Below are 18847 nucleotides of genomic sequence, written 5' to 3'. Positions count from 1 at the left end.
TTTATGCGTCCACTAACATCGCGCCAAGAAGAAGTATTACAACTAATTAAAGATACCATGCAGGAAACCGGCATGCCGCCCACGCGAGCTGAGATTGCACTTAAGTTAGGTTTTAAGTCGGCTAATGCCGCTGAAGAACACTTAAAAGCCCTCGCGCGTAAAGGTGTTATTGACATATTGCCTGGTACCTCGCGAGGTATTAAGGTCAATGTTCCACTGGATGAGCAGCTTGAAGAGCTCGGTTTACCATTGATTGGTCGTGTGGCTGCAGGAGAACCAATCTTGGCTGCTGAACATGTTGAAGGTCACTACAAGGTTGATCCTCATTTGTTTAAACCCAGTGCTGACTTTTTATTGAGGGTCAGTGGTATGAGTATGAAAGATATTGGCATACTCGACGGGGATTTACTGGCAGTGCACCGCACAACCGACGTACATAATGGCCAAGTTGTAGTCGCGCGAGTCGAAGATGATGTAACGGTTAAACGACTAGAGAAAAAAGGACGGCAGGTATTATTACACGCTGAGAATGATGCGTTTTCGTCGATAAAAGTCGATTTAGCCACTCAAGCATTCTCTATTGAGGGTATCGCGGTGGGTGTGATCCGTAGTTCCGATTGGATGTAATCTTAAGACAGCTTATTAACTCTCATTTTTATCCTTCTTTGGGTTTTTATAGAACCAAGGCCCCTCAAATTTTTTCCTCATTAATTTCAATCAGATCAAGTTAGTAAGCTTGGTCTGATTGCCTGTATTTCTTGCAAATCTAAGTTTTTAACAAAATAATGTTCAAAAAACACACTGTTGAATAAGTTTTAAACAAAAAAGCTAGACTATTGCTTATAAAATAAGTAATTCTTATCACTCGTTTAACAATTTAGTAACAGTTTGTTGCCTTGTTAATACTCAAAGGTGGTAGACTTAATTGATTTTTGAGTTATTCAATAAATGGAATAAAAACAATAGGTTTGGCAAATGGGGTGTCGTGTGAAAAGAACTTTATCCAAAATGGGCTTGCTTAGCGCTAGCTTGCTATCTTTGCCTGCATTCGCAGAGTCCACAGCAAAGATAGAACAATATCAACTGAACATGACCAGAGGCGTAACTGACATTAGTGCTGAAGTGTATGACTTACATATGCTTATGTTTACAATATGTGTGGTGATTGCAGTTTTGGTATTCGGGGCGATGTTCTGGGCCATGTGGTTTCACCGTAAATCCAAAGGGGTTAAACCAGCCAATTTTCATGAGAGTGTTAAAGTTGAAATTGCTTGGACTGTTATTCCATTTATCATACTTATTTTTATGGCGATACCAGCCGCAAAAACCCTAATAGCGATGGAAGATGCAAGTGAGCCAGACCTGACAGTTATTGTAACTGGTTCCCAATGGAAATGGCATTACAAATACATGGATGATGGCGTTGAATATTATTCTCGACTTGCAACTCAGCCAGAACAGATCAGTGGTAAGTTTGAAAAGGGCGAAAATTATTTACTAGAAGTAGACCATCCGCTAGTTATTCCAATTAATAAGAAAGTACGTTTCTTGGTGACATCAGATGATGTGATTCACTCTTGGTGGGTACCAGACTTTGCTGTGAAACAAGATGCAAATCCTGGTTTCATAAACGATGCTTGGGCGGAAGTAAACGAACCGGGTATCTATCGTGGGCAATGTGCTGAGTTATGCGGCAAGGATCATGGTTTTATGCCCATCGTAGTTATTGCCAAAGAAGAGGCTGATTATGCCGCTTGGATAGGCGAACAAAAAACTATTATTGCCGAGGCCAAAGCGGAAGAACAAAGGCTGTTAGCCATGAATATGAGCCTGGAAGAGGCCATGACAATAGGCGAAAAAGTATATCTTGCCAACTGTGCAGCCTGCCATATGCCTAATGGCGAAGGTCTACCGGGGGTATTCCCGGCTATTAAAGGCAGTGTGATAGCGACCCAAGATCAACCCCAACATATCAACATTCTGCTCAACGGTGTCGCTGGCAGTGCCATGCAATCTTTCGCTAAGCAGTTGACCATGACAGATATAGCGGCCGTGATTACTTATCAACGTAACGCCTGGGGTAACAATACCGGTGATCTCGTGCAGGCCAAAGATATTAACACCGCGATAAACGGTAAATAGGAGGAGATGACTATGAAAACAACAACAAGTGAACATCATCATGAACATAGCCATGATGAACATCATGAGCATCATATTCCTAAGGGCATCACAAGATGGCTTTATACCACTAACCATAAAGACATAGGCACCTTATATCTGTGGTTCGCCTTCATCATGTTTTTGACGGGTGGGGCCATGGCCATGGTCATTCGTGCGGAGTTGTTTCAACCTGGCCTACAAATTGTTGAACCTCACTTTTTTAACCAAATGACCACTGTGCATGGTTTGATTATGGTTTTTGGTGCAGTAATGCCCGCCTTCACCGGCTTAGCCAACTGGCTGATACCTATGATGATTGGTGCGCCGGATATGGCCTTGCCACGCATGAACAACTGGAGTTTTTGGATCCTGCCTTTTGCGTTTATGATTTTGCTGGCTTCATTGTTTATGGAAGGTGGTGGCCCTGCGTTTGGATGGACCTTTTATGCCCCCCTTTCAACCACTTACAGCAGTGACAGTACTGCCTTATTTGTATTTTCGGTACATATTATGGGCATATCTTCCATCATGGGGGCCATTAACGTCATAGTAACGATTTTCAATATGCGTGCCCCTGGTATGACTTGGATGAAGATGCCATTGTTCGTTTGGACCTGGTTGATTACCGCCTTTTTGTTGATTGCTGTCATGCCTGTTCTTGCAGGCGTGGTGACTATGGTATTAACTGACAAATTCTTTGGTACCAGTTTCTTTGATGCTGCCGGTGGCGGTGACCCTGTTATGTTCCAACACATATTTTGGTTCTTTGGCCACCCAGAAGTGTACATAATGATTTTGCCCGCCTTTGGCATCATCTCGCAAATTATTCCCACTTTTTCGCGTAAACCTTTGTTTGGTTACGCCTCGATGGTGTATGCCACTACATCTATCGCCTTACTTTCATTTATAGTCTGGGCACACCATATGTTTACCACGGGCATGCCCGTTGCGGCTGAGTTATTTTTCATGTTAGCCACAATGTTAATCTCAGTGCCCACTGGGGTAAAAGTATTTAACTGGGTAGCTACTATGTGGCGAGGTTCTCTTAGTTTTGAGGTGCCGATGTTGTTTGCTTTGGCGTTTATTGTACTCTTTACTATAGGTGGCTTGTCTGGATTGATGTTAGCCATTGTGCCTGTTGACTTTCAATATCATGATACCTATTTTGTGGTAGCGCATTTCCACTACGTACTCGTTACTGGTGCCATCTTCTCCATCATGGCGGCTGTGTATTATTGGCTGCCTAAATGGACAGGTAAGATGTTCGATATAACCTTAGCAAAATGGCATTTCTGGTGTTCACTGGTTTCGGTTAATGTACTGTTTTTCCCCATGCACTTTGTTGGACTTGCGGGAATGCCACGACGTATCCCTGACTATGCCTTGCAGTTTGCTGATTTTAACAAGTGGATCAGTCTCGGTGGGTTTGCCTTTGGTTTGTCACAATTGATTTTTCTGGCCTTACTTATTAAAGCCTGTCGTAAAAAGGGCGATCCTGTTTCAGCACAAGTGTGGGAAGGGGCAGAAGGTCTGGAGTGGGAAATCCCATCGCCGGCACCCTACCATACCTTTGCTACCCCCCCTTTTGTGAAGTAATAGCAGCGAAACAGGACGCAGAATCATGTCTCAGCAGACCAAGCAAAACAAAAAGTTAGTTGTCAAACTTCTGGCAATAGTAGTAGGTATGTTTGGGTTCGGTTTCGCTTTAGTACCGCTGTATGAAGTGTTTTGTGATTTGACCGGGCTAAATGGTAAAACATCTGACACAGCTGCGGTTTATGAAATGGTCGATATTGATGAAAGCCGTTTTGTAACCGTAGAGTTTATTACGCGCACTAATACCGGTATGGCTTGGCAATTTAATGCTCAAACTCAGAGAGTAAAAGTACATCCCGGGCAAATAAGTCAAGTCAATTTTACGGCTAAAAACCCTGCGGATCATCTTATTGTGGGGCAAGCTGTACCCTCTGTTTCACCTGGTCCGGCGGCCATATATTTAAACAAAACAGAGTGTTTTTGTTTTGAGCAACAGATTTTACAGGCAGGTGAAGAAGTCACTATGCCCATGCGTTTTTATGTTGATCCACAAATTCCCAAAGATATTACCTATTTTACCGTGCAATATACCCTCTACGATGTGACAACTGCTGAGCCGCAAGTTGCCGTCAATCAAGGGTAAAGGAGAAAGAAATGTCACAAAAAGAATATGAAGCCTATTACGTTCCTGCCGAGAGCCCTTGGCCTTTTATGGGCGCATGTGCCTTATTTTTAATTGCAGTTGGGGCCGGCAACTTGGTTATCGAATTGACTCGAGACAAAGAGGGTTATGGGGGGTACACACTCATCGCGGGATTTGCGGCCTTAATATTTATGTTATTTGGCTGGTTTAGAAATCAAATTCATGAATCGATGAGCGGTTTATATAGCGCCCAGCTCGGGCGTTCTTATCGCCAAGGTATGGCGTGGTTTATTTTTTCCGAAGTGATGTTTTTTGCGGCGTTTTTTGGCGCCTTGTTTTATGCCCGCACCATATCAGTTCCATGGTTAGGTGGCTCGTCTAATAACCAAATGACTAATGAGGTATTGTGGCCGGCTTTTCAGGCCATGTGGCCGTTGGTTGAGACGCCGGGAGGGATAAAAACCCAAGCGATGCCTTGGACGGGTTTACCCCTGTATAACACAATAATATTGCTAGTATCATCGGTATTTTGTCATATGGCCCATGTTGCATTAGAAGAAAATAAACGCAAGCAGATACTGATTTGGCTTGGGTTAACCGTATTAGCAGGCTCTGTGTTTATATTTTTGCAAATCGAAGAATATATCCATGCTTATACAGACCTAGGGCTGACTTTAGCCTCTGGGGTGTATGGTAATACTTTTTTTCTGTTAACCGGATTTCATGGTTTGCATGTCACCTTGGGTGCACTGATTTTACTTATTTTGTGGTTTAGAGTGCTTAAAGGTCATTTTACCCCTGACAATCATTTTGCCTTCCAGGCTGGCAGCTGGTATTGGCATTTTGTTGATGTGGTGTGGGTAATGCTGTTTTTCTTTGTGTATATTTTGTAGATTGTCGATGCGAGAGGAAAGGTTCGCCTTTCCTTCATTTTTGTTCAGTATGGCCTAGGATTAGGTGTTATTAAGCCTGTGGCCATTGCAACAACGATAAAGCCTATAATAAGGATGGCAAAAATCATTCTTCGCCCAATATACTTGCTCATTGGCGGTGTACTTGGGTCATTTTTTAACATAACTATCATAGCCTTAAATAAATTGACCACCATGAACACTATCAAGAGAGCTATCAATATTTTTATTAGTAACATCTCGCCTTTTTCCTCTCTTTATTCTGAGTTGAGTTAAACTGGTGGCACAAGGCCAACGACTACCTATTGTGGCTACCTTAATCACTTTTTTGGCTGTTGTCATTATGTTTGCACTGGGCCTATGGCAACTGCAAAGAGCGGATGAAAAAAACCAAAGGCAGAATATGATTGCTCAAGCCTCGAGCTCTGATCCCTTGCAAATAGAAACCGCAAAACAAATGGGCGAATCTGCACGAGACTTTCCCGTGCGTCTACTTGGCTTGGCTGACAGTCAGCGTTATTTTTTGCTGGATAACCGTATTCAAGAGGGCCGCGTCGGATACGAAGTCCTTACAGTAGTTAATAGCCAACAAGGCAATGTTGTGGTTAATTTAGGCTGGTTAGCGGCCCCAGCTTTGCGAGCGGACTTGCCTCAGGTCAGTATCGCATCCGAGCAACAAACATATGAGGGCATGCTGTCAATCCCCCAAAAGAACAACTTTATTAGTGAAACAGCCGTGTCAAATCAACAATGGCCTAAATTATTACAGCAAATTGATGTAACATTCATGGAACAAATTTATGGCCAAGAACTTTTACCCTTTGTGATATTACTGGACGAAAGTTCTGATAGTGACTTTGTGCGCAAGTGGCAGCCTGTGGTTATGCCACCGGAAAAGCACATTGCTTATGCTATTCAATGGTTTCTATTGGCCTTTGCTGCCCTCATCATATTTGTTATAGCCCAACGTCGAAAATTTATTAGGGAAACTAAATGAGCCAATTAAAAAAAATAAATAATAAAGTCCTTATTTTTAGCTTCGTCGCAGTGTTTACTTTACCGGTGATTTTGGCAAAATTTGCACTCGAATATGATTGGTTCAATCAAGCAGCGACTAACAGTGGAGAATTACTTAATCCGGCTTTAGACATGAGTAGTTTGAGCGACCAAGCGCATCCACCAAAATGGAAGTTTTTATATATCTTGCCTACTCAATGTGATGTGAACTGTACCAATGCCCTCTACAGTCTGACGCAAGTTTGGAGCGCATTAGGTAAAGAGCAGGGCCGTGCAGAATCAGTGGTCATCGTTTTGCCCGACAGCGACACTATGGCATTAAATACCTTAGCTCAAAACGTGCACCTACGAGTCATAGATACAGATCAACAGTCAGTTAATCAAGTGTTTAAAGATGTTAGAACTAATGGTATTTTCATTGCTGATACATTAAACAATATTATTTTGCGTTACCCCACACAAAGTGATCCACAACAAGCAGTACTCCATAGTCGCGATATATTGTCTGATATGCGAAAAGTACTAAAGTTGTCGCGCATCGGATAGGAGAGCTAAGGCATGAAAAAACTGGTGCTAGTGAGTATTTTACTGGCTATGGTAGTCATTATATTGGGTGCGTACACCCGATTGACAGATGCCGGCTTGGGTTGCCCTGATTGGCCTGGATGCTACGGGCATTTAAGTTTAGCTGATACTGCCAAGCACATTGAAACCAGCCAGCAGCATTTTCCCGAACGTCCATTTGAAGCGCATAAAGCACGAAATGAGATGGTGCATCGGTATTTTGCCAGTGGCTTGGGATTTTTAATCTTAGTTATTTTTATCACTAGTATTTGGCAGCGTAGTTACCATCGCCCATTAAAACTGCCTTTTTTCCTGTTATGTTTAGTGTGTTTTCAAGGTGCATTGGGGATGTGGACGGTTACTTTGAACCTGTTGCCTGTGGTCGTAATGGGACATCTGCTGGGTGGATTTAGCGTGCTAAGTTGTTTGTTTTTACTCTATTTACGACTCACACCTTATCGAATACCAGGTGGCGACCATCGAATGCGTCACTTCGGTAAATATACCATAGTAGGTCTTGGTGTGTTGACCTTTCAAATTGCCCTTGGCGGCTGGACTTCAGCTAATTATGCCGCTTTGGCTTGTACTGAATTACCCCTGTGTGAGGGTGATTGGTATGGCAGTTTAGATTTTGCTGGTGCATTCAGTGTTCCGCACGCTGAAAATTATGAATTTGGTGCCCATGATTATGGTCAACGCATGACTATGCATATTGTGCATCGACTTGGCGCGGTGGTAACCTTTGTTTATTTAAGTTGGTTGGCACTGGGCTTATACAAAGCTGCTACGGCCAAATTAATTAAACGCCTTTGTATTATGTTAATGCTGGTATTGGGTCTGCAAGTGATATTGGGTGTAAGCAATGTCGTGTTTAGTTTACCTATTGCCGTGGCTGTGATGCATAACTTTGTAGCAGCGTGTTTATTATTAGTGTTGATAACCTTGAGTTACACACTGTATCGAAAAACGTAGGAGATAACAGTGCATAAGGCTTTAGCAGCAGGACCAACAAAAAATCCTTCCAATTTTTATAGCACATGGCAGGCCTATTATGAAATGACAAAACCTAAGGTGGTGATGTTATTACTTTTGACGGCCTTAGTTGGTATGTGTCTAGCGAGTGAGACGTGGATCAGTTGGCAGATTTTGCTAGCAGGTTTGACCGGTATTGGTTTTTTGTCATCGGCCGCCGCAGTAGTAAATCACGTGGTAGATCGTCGAATAGATAGTCAAATGGCGAGAACCTTTAATCGACCGATGCCAAAGGGGAAGGTAACACCACAAAAGGCCCTGCTATTTGCCGCAGCGCTGAGCGTCATGGGTTATATTATTTTAGAGTTATGGGTTAATCGTTTAACTGCTCTGCTTACGCTGGCCAGTTTAGTTGGTTACGCCGTGGTCTATACCATGTATTTGAAACGTGCCACGCCACAAAATATTGTTATCGGCGGTTTAGCTGGTGCTGCACCGCCTTTACTGGGATGGGCGAGTGTTACCGGAGAGATCAATGCTGAAGCTTTGTTGCTGGTGTTAATTATTTTCACTTGGACTCCACCGCATTTTTGGGCTTTGGCGATTCACCGTGAAAAGGATTATGCTCGCGCGCAAGTCCCGATGTTGCCGGTTACCCATGGAATTGAATTTACTAAAACATCAATATTACTGTATACCGTACTCCTTTGTGTGGTGTGTTTACTGCCTTATCTTATTGGTATGACGGGCTTAATTTATTTGATTGGTTCATCCTTGTTGAATGCTGGATTTTTATATTATGCATGGAAACTGAAATTTGCCAGTACCAGTGAAACTGCAATGCAAACCTTCAGGTTTTCTATTATTCATTTAATGGTACTGTTTGTGGTATTACTTGTTGACCATTACCTTAAATTTTAATTATGAATAAATTACAAGCCGGAATTGTTGCTGCAATAGCCTTGGGACTTGGTATTTTTGTGGCCTTAACTATCAGTCCGCCCAGTAGCGATGAACCTCAATATTTAAGCTTATACCCTCAACCTCGGGCGTTACCAGAGTTTGAGTTGGTGGATAATCACCAACAAGCTTTCACCACGAGTCAATTGAAGGGGCATTGGAGCTTGGTGTTTGTTGGCTACACCTTTTGCCCTGACATTTGTCCTACCACTTTGGCTGAGCTCAGCAGTATATATCCTAAACTTGTTGCTTTACCAAGTGAGCATCCTGTCCAAGTGGTGTTTTTATCTGTCGATCCACAGCGAGATACGCCCGAGCGACTTAACGAATATGTGAACTTTTTTGAGCCTGAATTTATTGGTGTAAGTGGCGAGCATAAGTATCTCTTCCCCTTAGTAAAAGCCATGGGCATGATGTATTCGATGAGTGAGAGCACTGATAACCCCAATTATTTGGTGGATCATAGTTCATCTGTGGTGCTGGTCAATCCGCAAGCCCAAGTTATTGGCCGCTTTAAGGCGAAATTTGAACCCGGGAAAATAGCGCTTAGCGACAGCCAACTTATTTTGGCAGATATGGCCTTAATCACCGAATAAAAAGGTAGTGCTAGGATGAAAGTGCGCCTTGCTAACCAACATGACTGCGAAAGTCTTAGCGATTTAATCCTTGCTTCTGCTCCACAAAGTTTGACCGCCATCTTTGATATTAATAGCCAGTTTTATTGTAAGGGATTTTTACTCAGTGCGCTGGCTAATGAAAATGGCCAATTTGGCTATGCTAACCACTGGGTCATTGAACAGCAAGGTGCAGTGATTGGTTCGGTATCGGCTTGGCATAGTGAACTTGATAAGACCTTTCATCAGGCAACCTTGCAAAGTCTTATGCAATATTATGATGCTGAGACTGTACTAGAGGTCCTGTCGCGCAGTCAGTTAGTGCAAGAATTCATCCCTAAACCTAAGGCTCACCAATGGTGTATTGGTCACTTAGCTGTGGCTGAGTCCTGTCAACGTCAAGGAGCAGCTACAGTGCTACTGGATGTTATGAGTCAGGAAGCAAAGCAACATAACAAGATTGAATTAAGTTTAGACGTGCCCATCGATAACCACAGCGCTATCACTTTTTATCAGCACCACGGTTTTACAATTCAACAGCAATCGATTTTAAGTCAAGCTATGCTGGATGCTGGCTTCTCTCGTCATTTGCACATGGGGAAATCTTTAGTCTAGCCACTGACCTTCTTCGGTGGGCACAAACCAAGGTTGTGAAAACCAATAGTAACGGTTGGGCTCAGTAATACTCGGAGCGGTACAGTTAATTCGTTGGCGTCCGGCTCTTTGCTGAGCTTTAAAAGGCAGCGTTATAGTGTTTTTGGCAAAACTTAAAGGCACGACTTTATCTGCTACAAAACAATTAACTTGGCTCATACGCAAGTCATCTGCAAGCACATCAAATTTAAATTGAAAAGCAGGGATAGGCAAAGTTAACTGCGGTTCGGCTGGAGTCGTATTACTCACTGGCATGGCCAAACTGTCGAGTTTAGTTTTAAGGCTATTGATATTACTGTAAATCCCGGCAGCAGGATAACGAGGAAGCGCACCAAAGTCACTATAACTGGCAACTGCCCCAGAGATCTGTGCAAATCCAACATAGCCTTGTTGGCGTAAGGCCTGTTTTAATTTTAAATTAAATTCGCCATAAGGGTAGGCAAAATACTTGAGGCTATACCCCACTTGCTGCGCTAAGGTCTGCTCGGCTTGATTGATATTCTGCATGACCCTAGCTAGCCACTGTTTTTCGTTTTCTCCTGCATATTTAGCTAAAAGGTGTTCATGGGTATTACCATGATTGGCAAAGGTGGCACCTTCTTTACTCATAAGTTGAACTTGCTGCCAGCTAAGTTGGTAGCTTGCATTACCAATCAGTGGGGGATTAATAAATACGGTATAAGGGAACTTAAACTCTTTTAATAAAGGATGGGCGTTATCAAAAATATTGTCATAACCGTCGTCAAAGGTAATGACTACAGCTTTGTCGGGTAAGGGCTTGTTTTGAGAGATAGCTTGGACAACCTCTTGTAAGGGCAAAACTTGATAATTAGCTGCAAGGTATTCAAGGTGTTGCCGAAAAACATCTGGCGAAACTGAGGTGACCGCAGGTGTTTGTTCAGAAACATGGTGGTAAAGTAAGATCACTGCATTATCTTTTGCCTTAGCCGTTTGTGCCAGTGCAGCAAATAAAAGTATTACAATAGACCACAAACCTTTTTTCATCATGTATCAATCCAATCTTTTTCTAAGTGAGTAATTCTGTGCGCAGTTTAGCAAATTTTTTCAAACCCAGCTTACATCACTCAATACTTTTTATTGCAGGCCCAATGATTCTGAGCAATCTAACCAGTCCTATAATGGGATTAGTGGATACAGCAGTACTTGGACACTTAGATGCCACCTATTATTTAGCTGGAGCCTCTGTATCAGCCCTCTTTATTACTCAGTTATATTGGCTTTGTGGTTTTTTACGCATGACCAGCACAGGTTTAAGCGCCCAAGCAAAAGGTCAGCAAGATAGCTTGAAGGCAACTCAGACATTAGTACAGGGTATTGTTTTAAGTCTGTTGATAGCTGCCGTTATTCTAGCAAGCCAATCACTGTGGTTAGAGCTAGTGCTTGTGCTTGCAAATGCGCAACAACAGGTTGCCGAAGTTATCCGTGACTACTTTTCGATGAGAATTTGGGGCGCACCAGCAGCATTGACTAACTTGGTACTCATCGGTTGGCTGATTGGCCAGCAAAGAGCTAAAACGGTACTTTGGATCCAAGTGGTGGGTAATCTCATTAATGCATTACTCAGCGTTAGCCTTGTGGTGTTTTGGCAACTTGATGTTAGTGGTGTTGCGCTTGCTACCGTTATTGCAGAATACAGTATTACGGGGCTGAGTTTATGGTCTATTAGGAAATTACTGCCAGCATATTCCATTGACTCACAGTGGTTTAAATTTACGCAGTTACGTCAACTATTGGCTTTAAACGGTCATTCATTCGTGCGCAATATTACCTTGCAGCTTTGTTTAGCATTTTTGGTCTTTCAGGGGATGCGGTTCGGCGCCACGAGTGCTGCGGTAAACGCCATTTTATTACAGTTCTTTAGCCTTATTGCCTTGGGCTTAGATGGTGTTGCTTATAGCGCTGAGGCTTTAGTTGGTGAGCAGCAGGGCAAAAAAAGTGCCTGGGGCATAGCCAGTGTTACCAGCCAAAGTTTGCTATGGTCTCTTGGATTTGCCTTTAGCTATAGCCTCATATTCTATGTGTATGGCGATGGTATTGTTGCTTTACTCACGACGCATGCAGACTTACAGATGGCTGCCAGCGACTATCTACCGATTATTGCTTTATTACCTCTGTTTGCCCATTGGTGTTTTTTGTTAGATGGCGTTTTTATTGGTTTGACGCGTGCAAGAGCGATGCAAAACTCAATGTTAATCAGTGCGCTATTGGTTTATGTGCCCTTGTGGTTTTTATTTCGCTCTATGGGTAATCAAGGGCTGTGGCTTGCTTTACTTGGCTTTTTATTGGCCAGAGGGATAAGCCTTGGGGTTTATTTTATTTATCTTTATCGAATAAAGAGGCTGGTGGTTTAGTTTTATTAAAGCTACTGCTTAGACGAAACAGTAAAATGCCAGCATAGCCTTTTGCAGCGATAAGGCTGCCTAGGGCAATCAACACTACTCCCGGTATCTGCAGCCAAATCCAATATTTAGCGCCTGCTAAAATAGCGATTGCACCGACTACAAAAATGCCAAGACCGAGTTTAAACTCGGTCCAGCGTTGAGTCGGTTCACTGGCTAAACGTTGCAGCCAATTCAAGGTCAGTGGCCGAATTAATAATAAGAATGCTCACCAGCTTTATGCTCTGTTTCGTCTCGCACACCGATTAGCTCACCAGAAAACTTGGCTAACATTTGTTTTTCGATACCGTCTTTTAGTGTCACGTCGACCATTGAGCAGCCATTGCAGCCACCACCAAATTGCAAGATAGCAATTTTGTCTGCAGTGACTTCGATTAGAGCAACTTTCCCGCCGTGGCTCGCTAATTGCGGGTTTATTTCTGCTTCAATCATATAGCCAATACGATCTATTAATGGCGCATCTTCTTCGACTTTGCGCGCTTTAGCATTAGGCGCTTTTAAAGTGAGCTGCGAGCCCATTTGATCAGTGGTGAAGTCAATTTCGGCACCTTCTAAAAAAGGTGCGCTTTCCAAATCGACTACGGCATCAAAGCCGTTGAACTCTAAGGTCGTATCAGTAGATTCTACTGCGTCTGGTGGACAATAAGATACACCACATTCGGCACTCGGCGTGCCAGGATTGACAACAAATACGCGAATGTTAGTCCCTTCTTCCTGCTTATTGAGCAACTTACAAAAATGCGCTTGGGCGGTTTCAGAAATAGAAATCATGGTTTTACCTACTAGCTTTACTTTGCGTATAGCATAACAAATATTACTTGAGTAAAACACTCAAGTAATCGCTTTTCCTTATGTTAATTTTAACTAAAACATGCGACTCTTTTGTTTTACAAGATTTTAGCACTAAAACTATTGGACCGTTCGCCATGCCTCGATTGTTTACTTTATTGTTATTCAGCTTAGTTTTTATCAGCCAAACCCTTTTTGCTATTCAAGACAAAGACTATCTTCCGCCCGACACTACTTATCTGCAGGCTATCACAACACCGACCGAGGCTTTGGGTAATGAAGTTGGCGAGTGGCATGTTCGTCATGATCAACTGCTTGGTTATATGCGCACTTTGGCTGAACAATCTGAACGGGTCAGTTTGATTGAAACGGGACGAAGCCATGAAAATAGACCCTTAGTCTTACTGGCTTTTACCTCTGCCACCAATCAAGCTAAATTGGCCACAATGCGAGCTGATCATTTAGCTAGTCTAACAGGGAAACCGCAGCCTAATGCTCCTTTGGTCTTGTGGATGGGTTATAGCGTGCATGGCAACGAATCTTCAGGCAGCAATGCGGCACTGCTGATTGCCTATTACTTAGCAGCCGGGCAAAACAAGCAAATTGAGCAATTGTTGAATAATAATATTGTATTACTCGACCCCAGTATCAACCCTGACGGTTTGTCACGCTTTGCGCAGTGGGCGAATATGCATAAAAGTCGCAGCTTAGTGACCGACCCGCAAAATAGAGAACATCAAGAGGCCTGGCCAAACGGGCGGACGAATCACTATTGGTTTGATTTAAATCGAGACTGGTTGTTGCAAGTACACCCTGAATCCAAGGCACGGGTGGCACAATTTCAGCAATGGCGGCCTCATGTTTTAACCGACTTTCATGAGATGGGCTCTGATAGTACCTTTTTCTTTCAACCAGGTGTTCCGTCGCGAAAAAATCCATGGACCCCTATAAAAAATGTTGAATTGACCGATGCTCTTGGTCAATTTCATGCAAAAGCCCTGGATCAAAGTAAACAATTGTATTTCACACAAGAAAGTTATGACGATTTTTATTATGGCAAGGGTTCAACCTACCCCGATGCATTTGGCAGTATTGGAATTTTATTTGAACAAGCGAGTAGTCGGGGGCATTTACGTGAAACTGCAAATGGGCTCTTATCTTTTCAACAAACCATTCAGAATCAAGTTACAACATCAATTTCGACCTTCAGTGGAGCATTAGCCAATAAAGACGCTTTGTTGGCCTATCAACAAAGCTTTGCGCAAGACACTCTGGAGCTGAGTAAAAAGGACAAGTGGAGCGGTTATTTAGTGCAGGAAGAAAAAGACTTATCTCGTTTGCAAGGTTTTTTATCTATTCTGAATGCTCATAATATCAACTATTGGCCTTTGAAACAGGATGTGGAAATTGAAGGGGTAAATTATCGAGCAGTGAGCAGCGTCTTTATTCCCCTGCAACAGGCCTCCTATCGTTTAATTAAATCGCTGTTTTCTACTCGGCAGAGTTTTGACGACAACACCTTTTATGATGTATCCAATTGGAATTTGGCGCTTGCCTTTAACCTGCAATATACGCCAGTGAAAGGCAAAATTGCCGTAGATACAAACCGTCTGTTTAAGCCAAAAGTCCTCGAATCTGAGTTATTACAACAGGCTTATGCTTATGCCTTTTCTTGGGATGATTCCTCCGCCGCCACTCTGCTCAGTCGTTTATTACAAGCAAAAGTTAAGTTACAAGTTGCCGGTGCACCCTTTGTAGCGCAGACCAGTCAAGGCGCAATTAACTTTCCTGCTGGCAGTGTTGTTATCCCCACTGCTTTTGCACAGCCGCCAAATTTAGTCAGTTTAGTACAGGGACTGAGTCAAGATTTACCTTTAACCTTGTGGAGTATCAATTCGGGTTTAACCAAACAAGGTATTGACTTGGGTAGTCGTCAAATGCTCAAACTAAGCCTGCCAAAGGTACTATTAGTCGCAGGCAAGGAAACCTCAGAATATGAAGCAGGCGAAATATGGCATCATCTGGATTTGCAGCTAGAGTTGCCCCTAACTATTGTTGATCTTGAGCGCCTAGCAAGCATTGAACTAGCTAATTACAGTCACATTATTTGGGTTAAAGGTAGCTATAAGGATGTCAGTGAAAATAACGCCAAAGCAATCTCAGCGTGGCTAAAAGAAGGGGGCGTGCTTATTGGTCAAAAAAATGCGGCGAGTTGGTTTGTTGACAAAGGCTGGCTAAAGGCACGCATTAAATCTGATAGTGATATTGATCTAGCATTTGAAATTAAAGATTTACAGTATGCTGATATAGAGGGATTTAAAGCTAAAAAACGCATAGCAGGGGCCGTATTTAGTACCCAGTTAGATATCAGTCATCCTCTTGCCTTTGGCTTTAACAGTGCATCTCTACCCATGTTTAAAAATGACAACCAAGTGATATTAAAACCAGATACGCCCTTTATCACAGTAGCCAAATACACTGAAAAACCCTTACTTGCTGGTTATACCTCACCCGAGTTACAAGAGTTGATTAGCAATAGTGCCGCTATCATTGCCCATCGAGTAGGCAAAGGTAAGGTTATTGCTTTTAATGACGATATTAATTTTCGTGGGGTATGGCAAGGCACTAGTCGACTATTAGATAACGCTATTTTTATGGCAGGATTTATCGAAGCGCCAGGTCAATGAACTAGAGTTACACAAATACTCCAAATATCTATTTGAAGTTGCGGAAATGCTTTTTTGATACAGCCATAAGCGGCGTTGGTCGTTGCGCCCGTGGTGGTGACATCGTCAAAGATGGCAATATGTCGATACTGACTTAGCAGTCTCTGACTATGAGGTGTTAATTGAAATGCTTTTTTAAGATTGCTTTTTCGTTGTGCCGCCGACAATTTAGTTTGTGCTTGGGTAGCAAATTTTCTTATTAGCACCTGATGCAAGGTAGGTATATCAGTTAACTTTGTCAGATGACGGCATATCTCGAGGCTTTGATTATATTTGCGCCATAAATAACGATTGTTGTGCAAGGGAATGGGAATAATAGCCTGCGGAAAAACAAAATTCTCATCCATATTGTGTTCAACAAAGAGCTCGGCCAGAGCAAGGGCATGAGGTAATTTAGCCGAAAATTTTAAGCCAGTTAACAAGCTCGAAACCGGCCACTGATAATCACAAACAGCATATAAAATCGCAAAGTCCACCTGGCTTAATCCGCGTGCTACTTTCGGTAAAAGCATGAGGTTTTTGTCGCTGCTCGAAAAAGCTAATTTATTTAGGTCTTGTCGGCAAAAAGTACAAATTAAACCTGCACTTGTTTGCCGACAGATTAAACAATCTTGTATGATTAGCGACTGCATGGTGGGATTCCCTTATTAACAACCTACTTCCTTAAGTTAAAGCATAGAAGAAAAATCAATTTGAACTTAGTTTCTGCAACAGTAGGACAAGGTCCCCATCTCGTGTTATTGCACGGTTGGGGTTTAAATAGCGGTGTTTGGCAAGGGATTATTAAGGACTTAGCTGCTCACTTTACGATTACTACTATCGATTTGCCTGGTTTTGGATTAAATCACGCAGAAATGCCTGATAGGTATTCGCTAGAAAACGTCGCCCAAGGCGTTAGCACTCTTATGCCAAAAAACGCCAGTTTATTGGGGTGGTCACTAGGCGGTTTAGTCGCACAGCAAATAGCTTTGAGTTTTCCACAGAAAGTAAAGCAACTCATTTTACTTGCCACAAGCCCTTGTTTTATTGCGAAAGGCGAGTGGCCGGGTATAAAAATACAAATATTAGATAGCTTTAAAAACCAGTTATTGGACAATCCGGGGGCAACTGTTAGTCGTTTTTTAGCGATTCAAGCGATGGGGAGCCCAAGCGCAAAACACGATATTAAATTAATCAAGCAACAGGTAGATGTTCATCCGCCGGCCAGCCCTGTGGCATTAAGCGCTGGGCTCGAACTGCTGGTGACCAGTGATCTTAGAGCCAAGTTAATTGACTTAAGTATGCCTTGTCAGTTACTGCTAGGTCGATTGGATAGTTTAGTGCCGATTAAGCTAAAACACGATATCCAGCAGTTAAACCCATCTATTCAGGTGACAGTGTTTGAGCACTCCTCTCATGCGCCATTTATTTCACAGCAAGGTTGTTTTGTCGACTTTCTTATGAGTAATAAATAAAGAAGCTTTCAAAAAAGACTAAAATGGTTAATAATTAGACATCTGAGGCTGGGGGGCCGAAACGATGTCGTTTAATCTGAGTAATAATATTAATTCTGCTATCGTTAGTGGCCAGTTTGGTTTGTCGCGTGCCTCAAACAACATTACGCAGAATGCCTTCAATATTGCACAACTATCAAGCACATCTCAACAGTCACAAGATCCCCAAACATTTCTGGTCGAAGCGGTTAAAACGCAGTTGGGAGTGGTAAAGCAGATGCTTCCTACTGCATCAGGTGATATCACTTCTGAGTTAGTGAGTTTGTCAGTCAACAGTCTTAATGCCCAAGCGTCAGCCAAGGTAATGGGAACTGCTAATGATACCGTTGGCACTATTCTAGATATCTTAGTCTAGGCCGCAGATGAATATCATCCCTCCCATCCCCTCTAATATTACCTTTAATACCGGTACGGTGAATAATGAGGCTGCGCGGCGAGATAATACGCTTAAAGAAACCATACCAAGCACAAATCAAAATGAAAAGAGCGGAGCTGAAAAAGGCCCAGCTTCAGAGTTTGATAGGGCCAAAACGCCCGGCCAGGCTCCCCCATCTTTAACCTATGAAAAACCTCAAGTTGGCCAAAGTCAGTTATTCGACGGACAACAAGGCGGTCAAAACAAAGATAATGCTAGTGAGCAAAGTGCCGGTCGCGAAGACGCCGAGAATCGTCAAAAAGAACAGCAACAAGCAGACGAAGCGCAGGTTAAAGAATTAAAACAACGGGATAGTGAAGTAAGGGCTCATGAGCAAGCCCATGCTGCAATAGGCGGCCAACATGCTGCTTCACCCAAATATGAATATGAAACTGGGCCTGACGGTCGTCAATATGCAGTGGGTGGTGAGGTATCCATAAATATTTCTTCTGGTGCGACTCCTGAAGAAACCGTACGTAAAATGCAACAAGTTCAAGCTGCAGCACTTGCCCCCGCTCAACCCTCGGCACAAGATTTGCGAGTTGCATCTGAGGCTGCTCAACGCTCAGTCGAAGCGCGCAACGATATAGCGCAAGAAAAAGCTGAGCAAGCCAAACAGGCTCTTGAACAAGGCAGAACTGCCCAGCAGTCGTCTAATGTTAACGAGCAATCGCCAAAGCTAAACCCTCAAGTCCCGTCTGTTGATGAAACAGCCAATGGTATTGACATAAGTGCTCCTACTCGCTCTTTGGAGGATGGAATTGAGTTCCTTGGTACCAATTCGTCTGAAGAGGCGATCATGGCCCAGCAGATGAAATTATTTTATGAAAACCGTGATGAAAAAATGGTTCGCCGCTTAGCCATCATTGATAGCTTCTATCAGCAATCTACGGTACCCAAAGAGCAAGGTTTCAGACAAACTGCCTAGATGATTCGATGTAAGATTAATTAAAAACGCCCATATCAATGG

21 protein-coding genes are annotated in these 18847 nt (G+C 42.9%); 16 read left to right on the top strand and 5 right to left on the bottom strand.

Translation table 11 applies throughout. The annotated features are described in order from the left end of the window. The first annotated feature begins 3 nt into the window (after nucleotides 1-3). The 5 genes from lexA (at nucleotide 4) to ABKW31_RS16660 (ending at nucleotide 5235) form a co-directional block, all read left to right on the top strand. Entirely contained in the window at nucleotides 4-627 is a 624-nt protein-coding gene (lexA, locus tag ABKW31_RS16680) for a transcriptional repressor LexA (protein ID WP_348617704.1), read from the top strand. 381 nt (nucleotides 628-1008) lie between these two features. Then, on the top strand, nucleotides 1009-2142 hold the full coding sequence (gene coxB / locus ABKW31_RS16675; protein WP_348617734.1) for a cytochrome c oxidase subunit II: 1134 nt from the start codon (nucleotides 1009-1011) through the stop codon (nucleotides 2140-2142). 6 nt (nucleotides 2143-2148) lie between these two features. Next, complete coding sequence (gene ctaD / locus ABKW31_RS16670; RefSeq protein WP_348617703.1) at nucleotides 2149-3759, top strand: cytochrome c oxidase subunit I; 1611 nt, start codon at nucleotides 2149-2151, stop codon at nucleotides 3757-3759. A 25-nt stretch (nucleotides 3760-3784) separates the two neighbouring features. Then, complete coding sequence (locus tag ABKW31_RS16665; protein ID WP_348617702.1) at nucleotides 3785-4342, top strand: cytochrome c oxidase assembly protein; 558 nt, start codon at nucleotides 3785-3787, stop codon at nucleotides 4340-4342. Nucleotides 4343-4353: 11 nt separating this feature from the next. Continuing rightward, complete coding sequence (locus tag ABKW31_RS16660; protein WP_348617701.1) at nucleotides 4354-5235, top strand: cytochrome c oxidase subunit 3; 882 nt, start codon at nucleotides 4354-4356, stop codon at nucleotides 5233-5235. A 44-nt stretch (nucleotides 5236-5279) separates the two neighbouring features. Here ABKW31_RS16660 and ABKW31_RS16655 read toward each other — a convergent pair whose 3' ends face one another. Beyond that, nucleotides 5280-5492, bottom strand: a complete 213-nt coding sequence (locus ABKW31_RS16655; RefSeq protein WP_348617700.1) for a DUF2909 domain-containing protein — start codon at nucleotides 5490-5492, stop codon at nucleotides 5280-5282. 41 nt (nucleotides 5493-5533) lie between these two features. Here ABKW31_RS16655 and ABKW31_RS16650 point away from each other — a divergent pair, with 41 nt between their 5' ends. Genes ABKW31_RS16650 through ABKW31_RS16625 form a run of 6 tightly spaced genes read left to right on the top strand, consistent with a single transcriptional unit; the run spans nucleotide 5534 to nucleotide 9995 of the window. Then, entirely contained in the window at nucleotides 5534-6250 is a 717-nt protein-coding gene (locus tag ABKW31_RS16650) for an SURF1 family protein (RefSeq protein ID WP_348617699.1), read from the top strand. Then, nucleotides 6247-6816, top strand: a complete 570-nt coding sequence (locus ABKW31_RS16645) for a hypothetical protein (RefSeq protein WP_348617698.1) — start codon at nucleotides 6247-6249, stop codon at nucleotides 6814-6816. Before ABKW31_RS16650 ends, ABKW31_RS16645 begins: the two co-directional genes overlap by 4 nt. Nucleotides 6817-6828: 12 nt before the next feature. After that, entirely contained in the window at nucleotides 6829-7806 is a 978-nt protein-coding gene (locus ABKW31_RS16640; protein WP_348617697.1) for a COX15/CtaA family protein, read from the top strand. A gap of 9 nt (nucleotides 7807-7815) precedes the next feature. Then, on the top strand, nucleotides 7816-8727 hold the full coding sequence (gene cyoE / locus ABKW31_RS16635; protein ID WP_348617696.1) for a heme o synthase: 912 nt from the start codon (nucleotides 7816-7818) through the stop codon (nucleotides 8725-8727). Nucleotides 8728-8729: 2 nt separating this feature from the next. Next, nucleotides 8730-9362, top strand: a complete 633-nt coding sequence (locus tag ABKW31_RS16630; RefSeq protein WP_348617695.1) for an SCO family protein — start codon at nucleotides 8730-8732, stop codon at nucleotides 9360-9362. A gap of 15 nt (nucleotides 9363-9377) precedes the next feature. Further along, a complete protein-coding gene (locus ABKW31_RS16625) occupies nucleotides 9378-9995 on the top strand; it encodes a GNAT family N-acetyltransferase (protein WP_348617694.1) in 618 nt (205 codons plus the stop codon). Here the strand turns inward: ABKW31_RS16625 and ABKW31_RS16620 are convergent. Then, entirely contained in the window at nucleotides 9987-11042 is a 1056-nt protein-coding gene (locus ABKW31_RS16620; RefSeq protein WP_348617693.1) for a polysaccharide deacetylase family protein, read from the bottom strand. The two genes, ABKW31_RS16625 and ABKW31_RS16620, sit on opposite strands and share 9 nt — an antisense overlap. 101 nt (nucleotides 11043-11143) lie before the next feature. Between ABKW31_RS16620 and ABKW31_RS16615 the strand changes: the two genes are divergently transcribed. Continuing rightward, nucleotides 11144-12406: an MATE family efflux transporter gene (locus ABKW31_RS16615; RefSeq protein ID WP_348617692.1), complete on the top strand. Its 1263-nt coding sequence runs from the start codon at nucleotides 11144-11146 to the stop codon at nucleotides 12404-12406. Here ABKW31_RS16615 and ABKW31_RS16610 read toward each other — a convergent pair. Both ABKW31_RS16610 and nfuA read right to left on the bottom strand, forming a co-directional pair. Then, nucleotides 12369-12632: a hypothetical protein gene (locus tag ABKW31_RS16610; protein ID WP_348617691.1), complete on the bottom strand. Its 264-nt coding sequence runs from the start codon at nucleotides 12630-12632 to the stop codon at nucleotides 12369-12371. The two genes, ABKW31_RS16615 and ABKW31_RS16610, sit on opposite strands and share 38 nt — an antisense overlap. Before the next feature lie 14 nt (nucleotides 12633-12646). Next, the gene (nfuA, locus tag ABKW31_RS16605) at nucleotides 12647-13225 is read right to left on the bottom strand and encodes a Fe-S biogenesis protein NfuA (protein WP_348617690.1); all 579 of its coding nucleotides are present in this window, start codon (nucleotides 13223-13225) and stop codon (nucleotides 12647-12649) included. 155 nt (nucleotides 13226-13380) lie between these two features. Here nfuA and ABKW31_RS16600 point away from each other — a divergent pair, with 155 nt between their 5' ends. Beyond that, a complete protein-coding gene (locus tag ABKW31_RS16600; protein ID WP_348617689.1) occupies nucleotides 13381-15930 on the top strand; it encodes a M14 metallopeptidase family protein in 2550 nt (849 codons plus the stop codon). Here ABKW31_RS16600 and ABKW31_RS16595 read toward each other — a convergent pair. Continuing rightward, complete coding sequence (locus ABKW31_RS16595; RefSeq protein WP_348617688.1) at nucleotides 15924-16601, bottom strand: ComF family protein; 678 nt, start codon at nucleotides 16599-16601, stop codon at nucleotides 15924-15926. The two genes, ABKW31_RS16600 and ABKW31_RS16595, sit on opposite strands and share 7 nt — an antisense overlap. 54 nt (nucleotides 16602-16655) lie before the next feature. Between ABKW31_RS16595 and bioH the strand changes: the two genes are divergently transcribed. The 3 genes from bioH (at nucleotide 16656) to ABKW31_RS16580 (ending at nucleotide 18805) form a co-directional block, all read left to right on the top strand. Next, nucleotides 16656-17423, top strand: a complete 768-nt coding sequence (gene bioH / locus ABKW31_RS16590) for a pimeloyl-ACP methyl ester esterase BioH (RefSeq protein ID WP_348617733.1) — start codon at nucleotides 16656-16658, stop codon at nucleotides 17421-17423. Nucleotides 17424-17487: 64 nt separating this feature from the next. Beyond that, nucleotides 17488-17817, top strand: a complete 330-nt coding sequence (locus ABKW31_RS16585) for a hypothetical protein (RefSeq protein WP_348617687.1) — start codon at nucleotides 17488-17490, stop codon at nucleotides 17815-17817. A 7-nt stretch (nucleotides 17818-17824) separates the two neighbouring features. Then, nucleotides 17825-18805: a putative metalloprotease CJM1_0395 family protein gene (locus tag ABKW31_RS16580; protein ID WP_348617686.1), complete on the top strand. Its 981-nt coding sequence runs from the start codon at nucleotides 17825-17827 to the stop codon at nucleotides 18803-18805. The last annotated feature ends 42 nt before the right edge of the window (nucleotides 18806-18847 follow it).

It is taken from the genome of Paraglaciecola sp. 25GB23A (assembly GCF_040012495.1).
GTDB lineage: Bacteria > Pseudomonadota > Gammaproteobacteria > Enterobacterales > Alteromonadaceae > Paraglaciecola.
The sequence above is the reverse complement of the archived record's forward strand: the minus strand, read 5'-3'. Positions and strand labels throughout refer to the sequence as shown.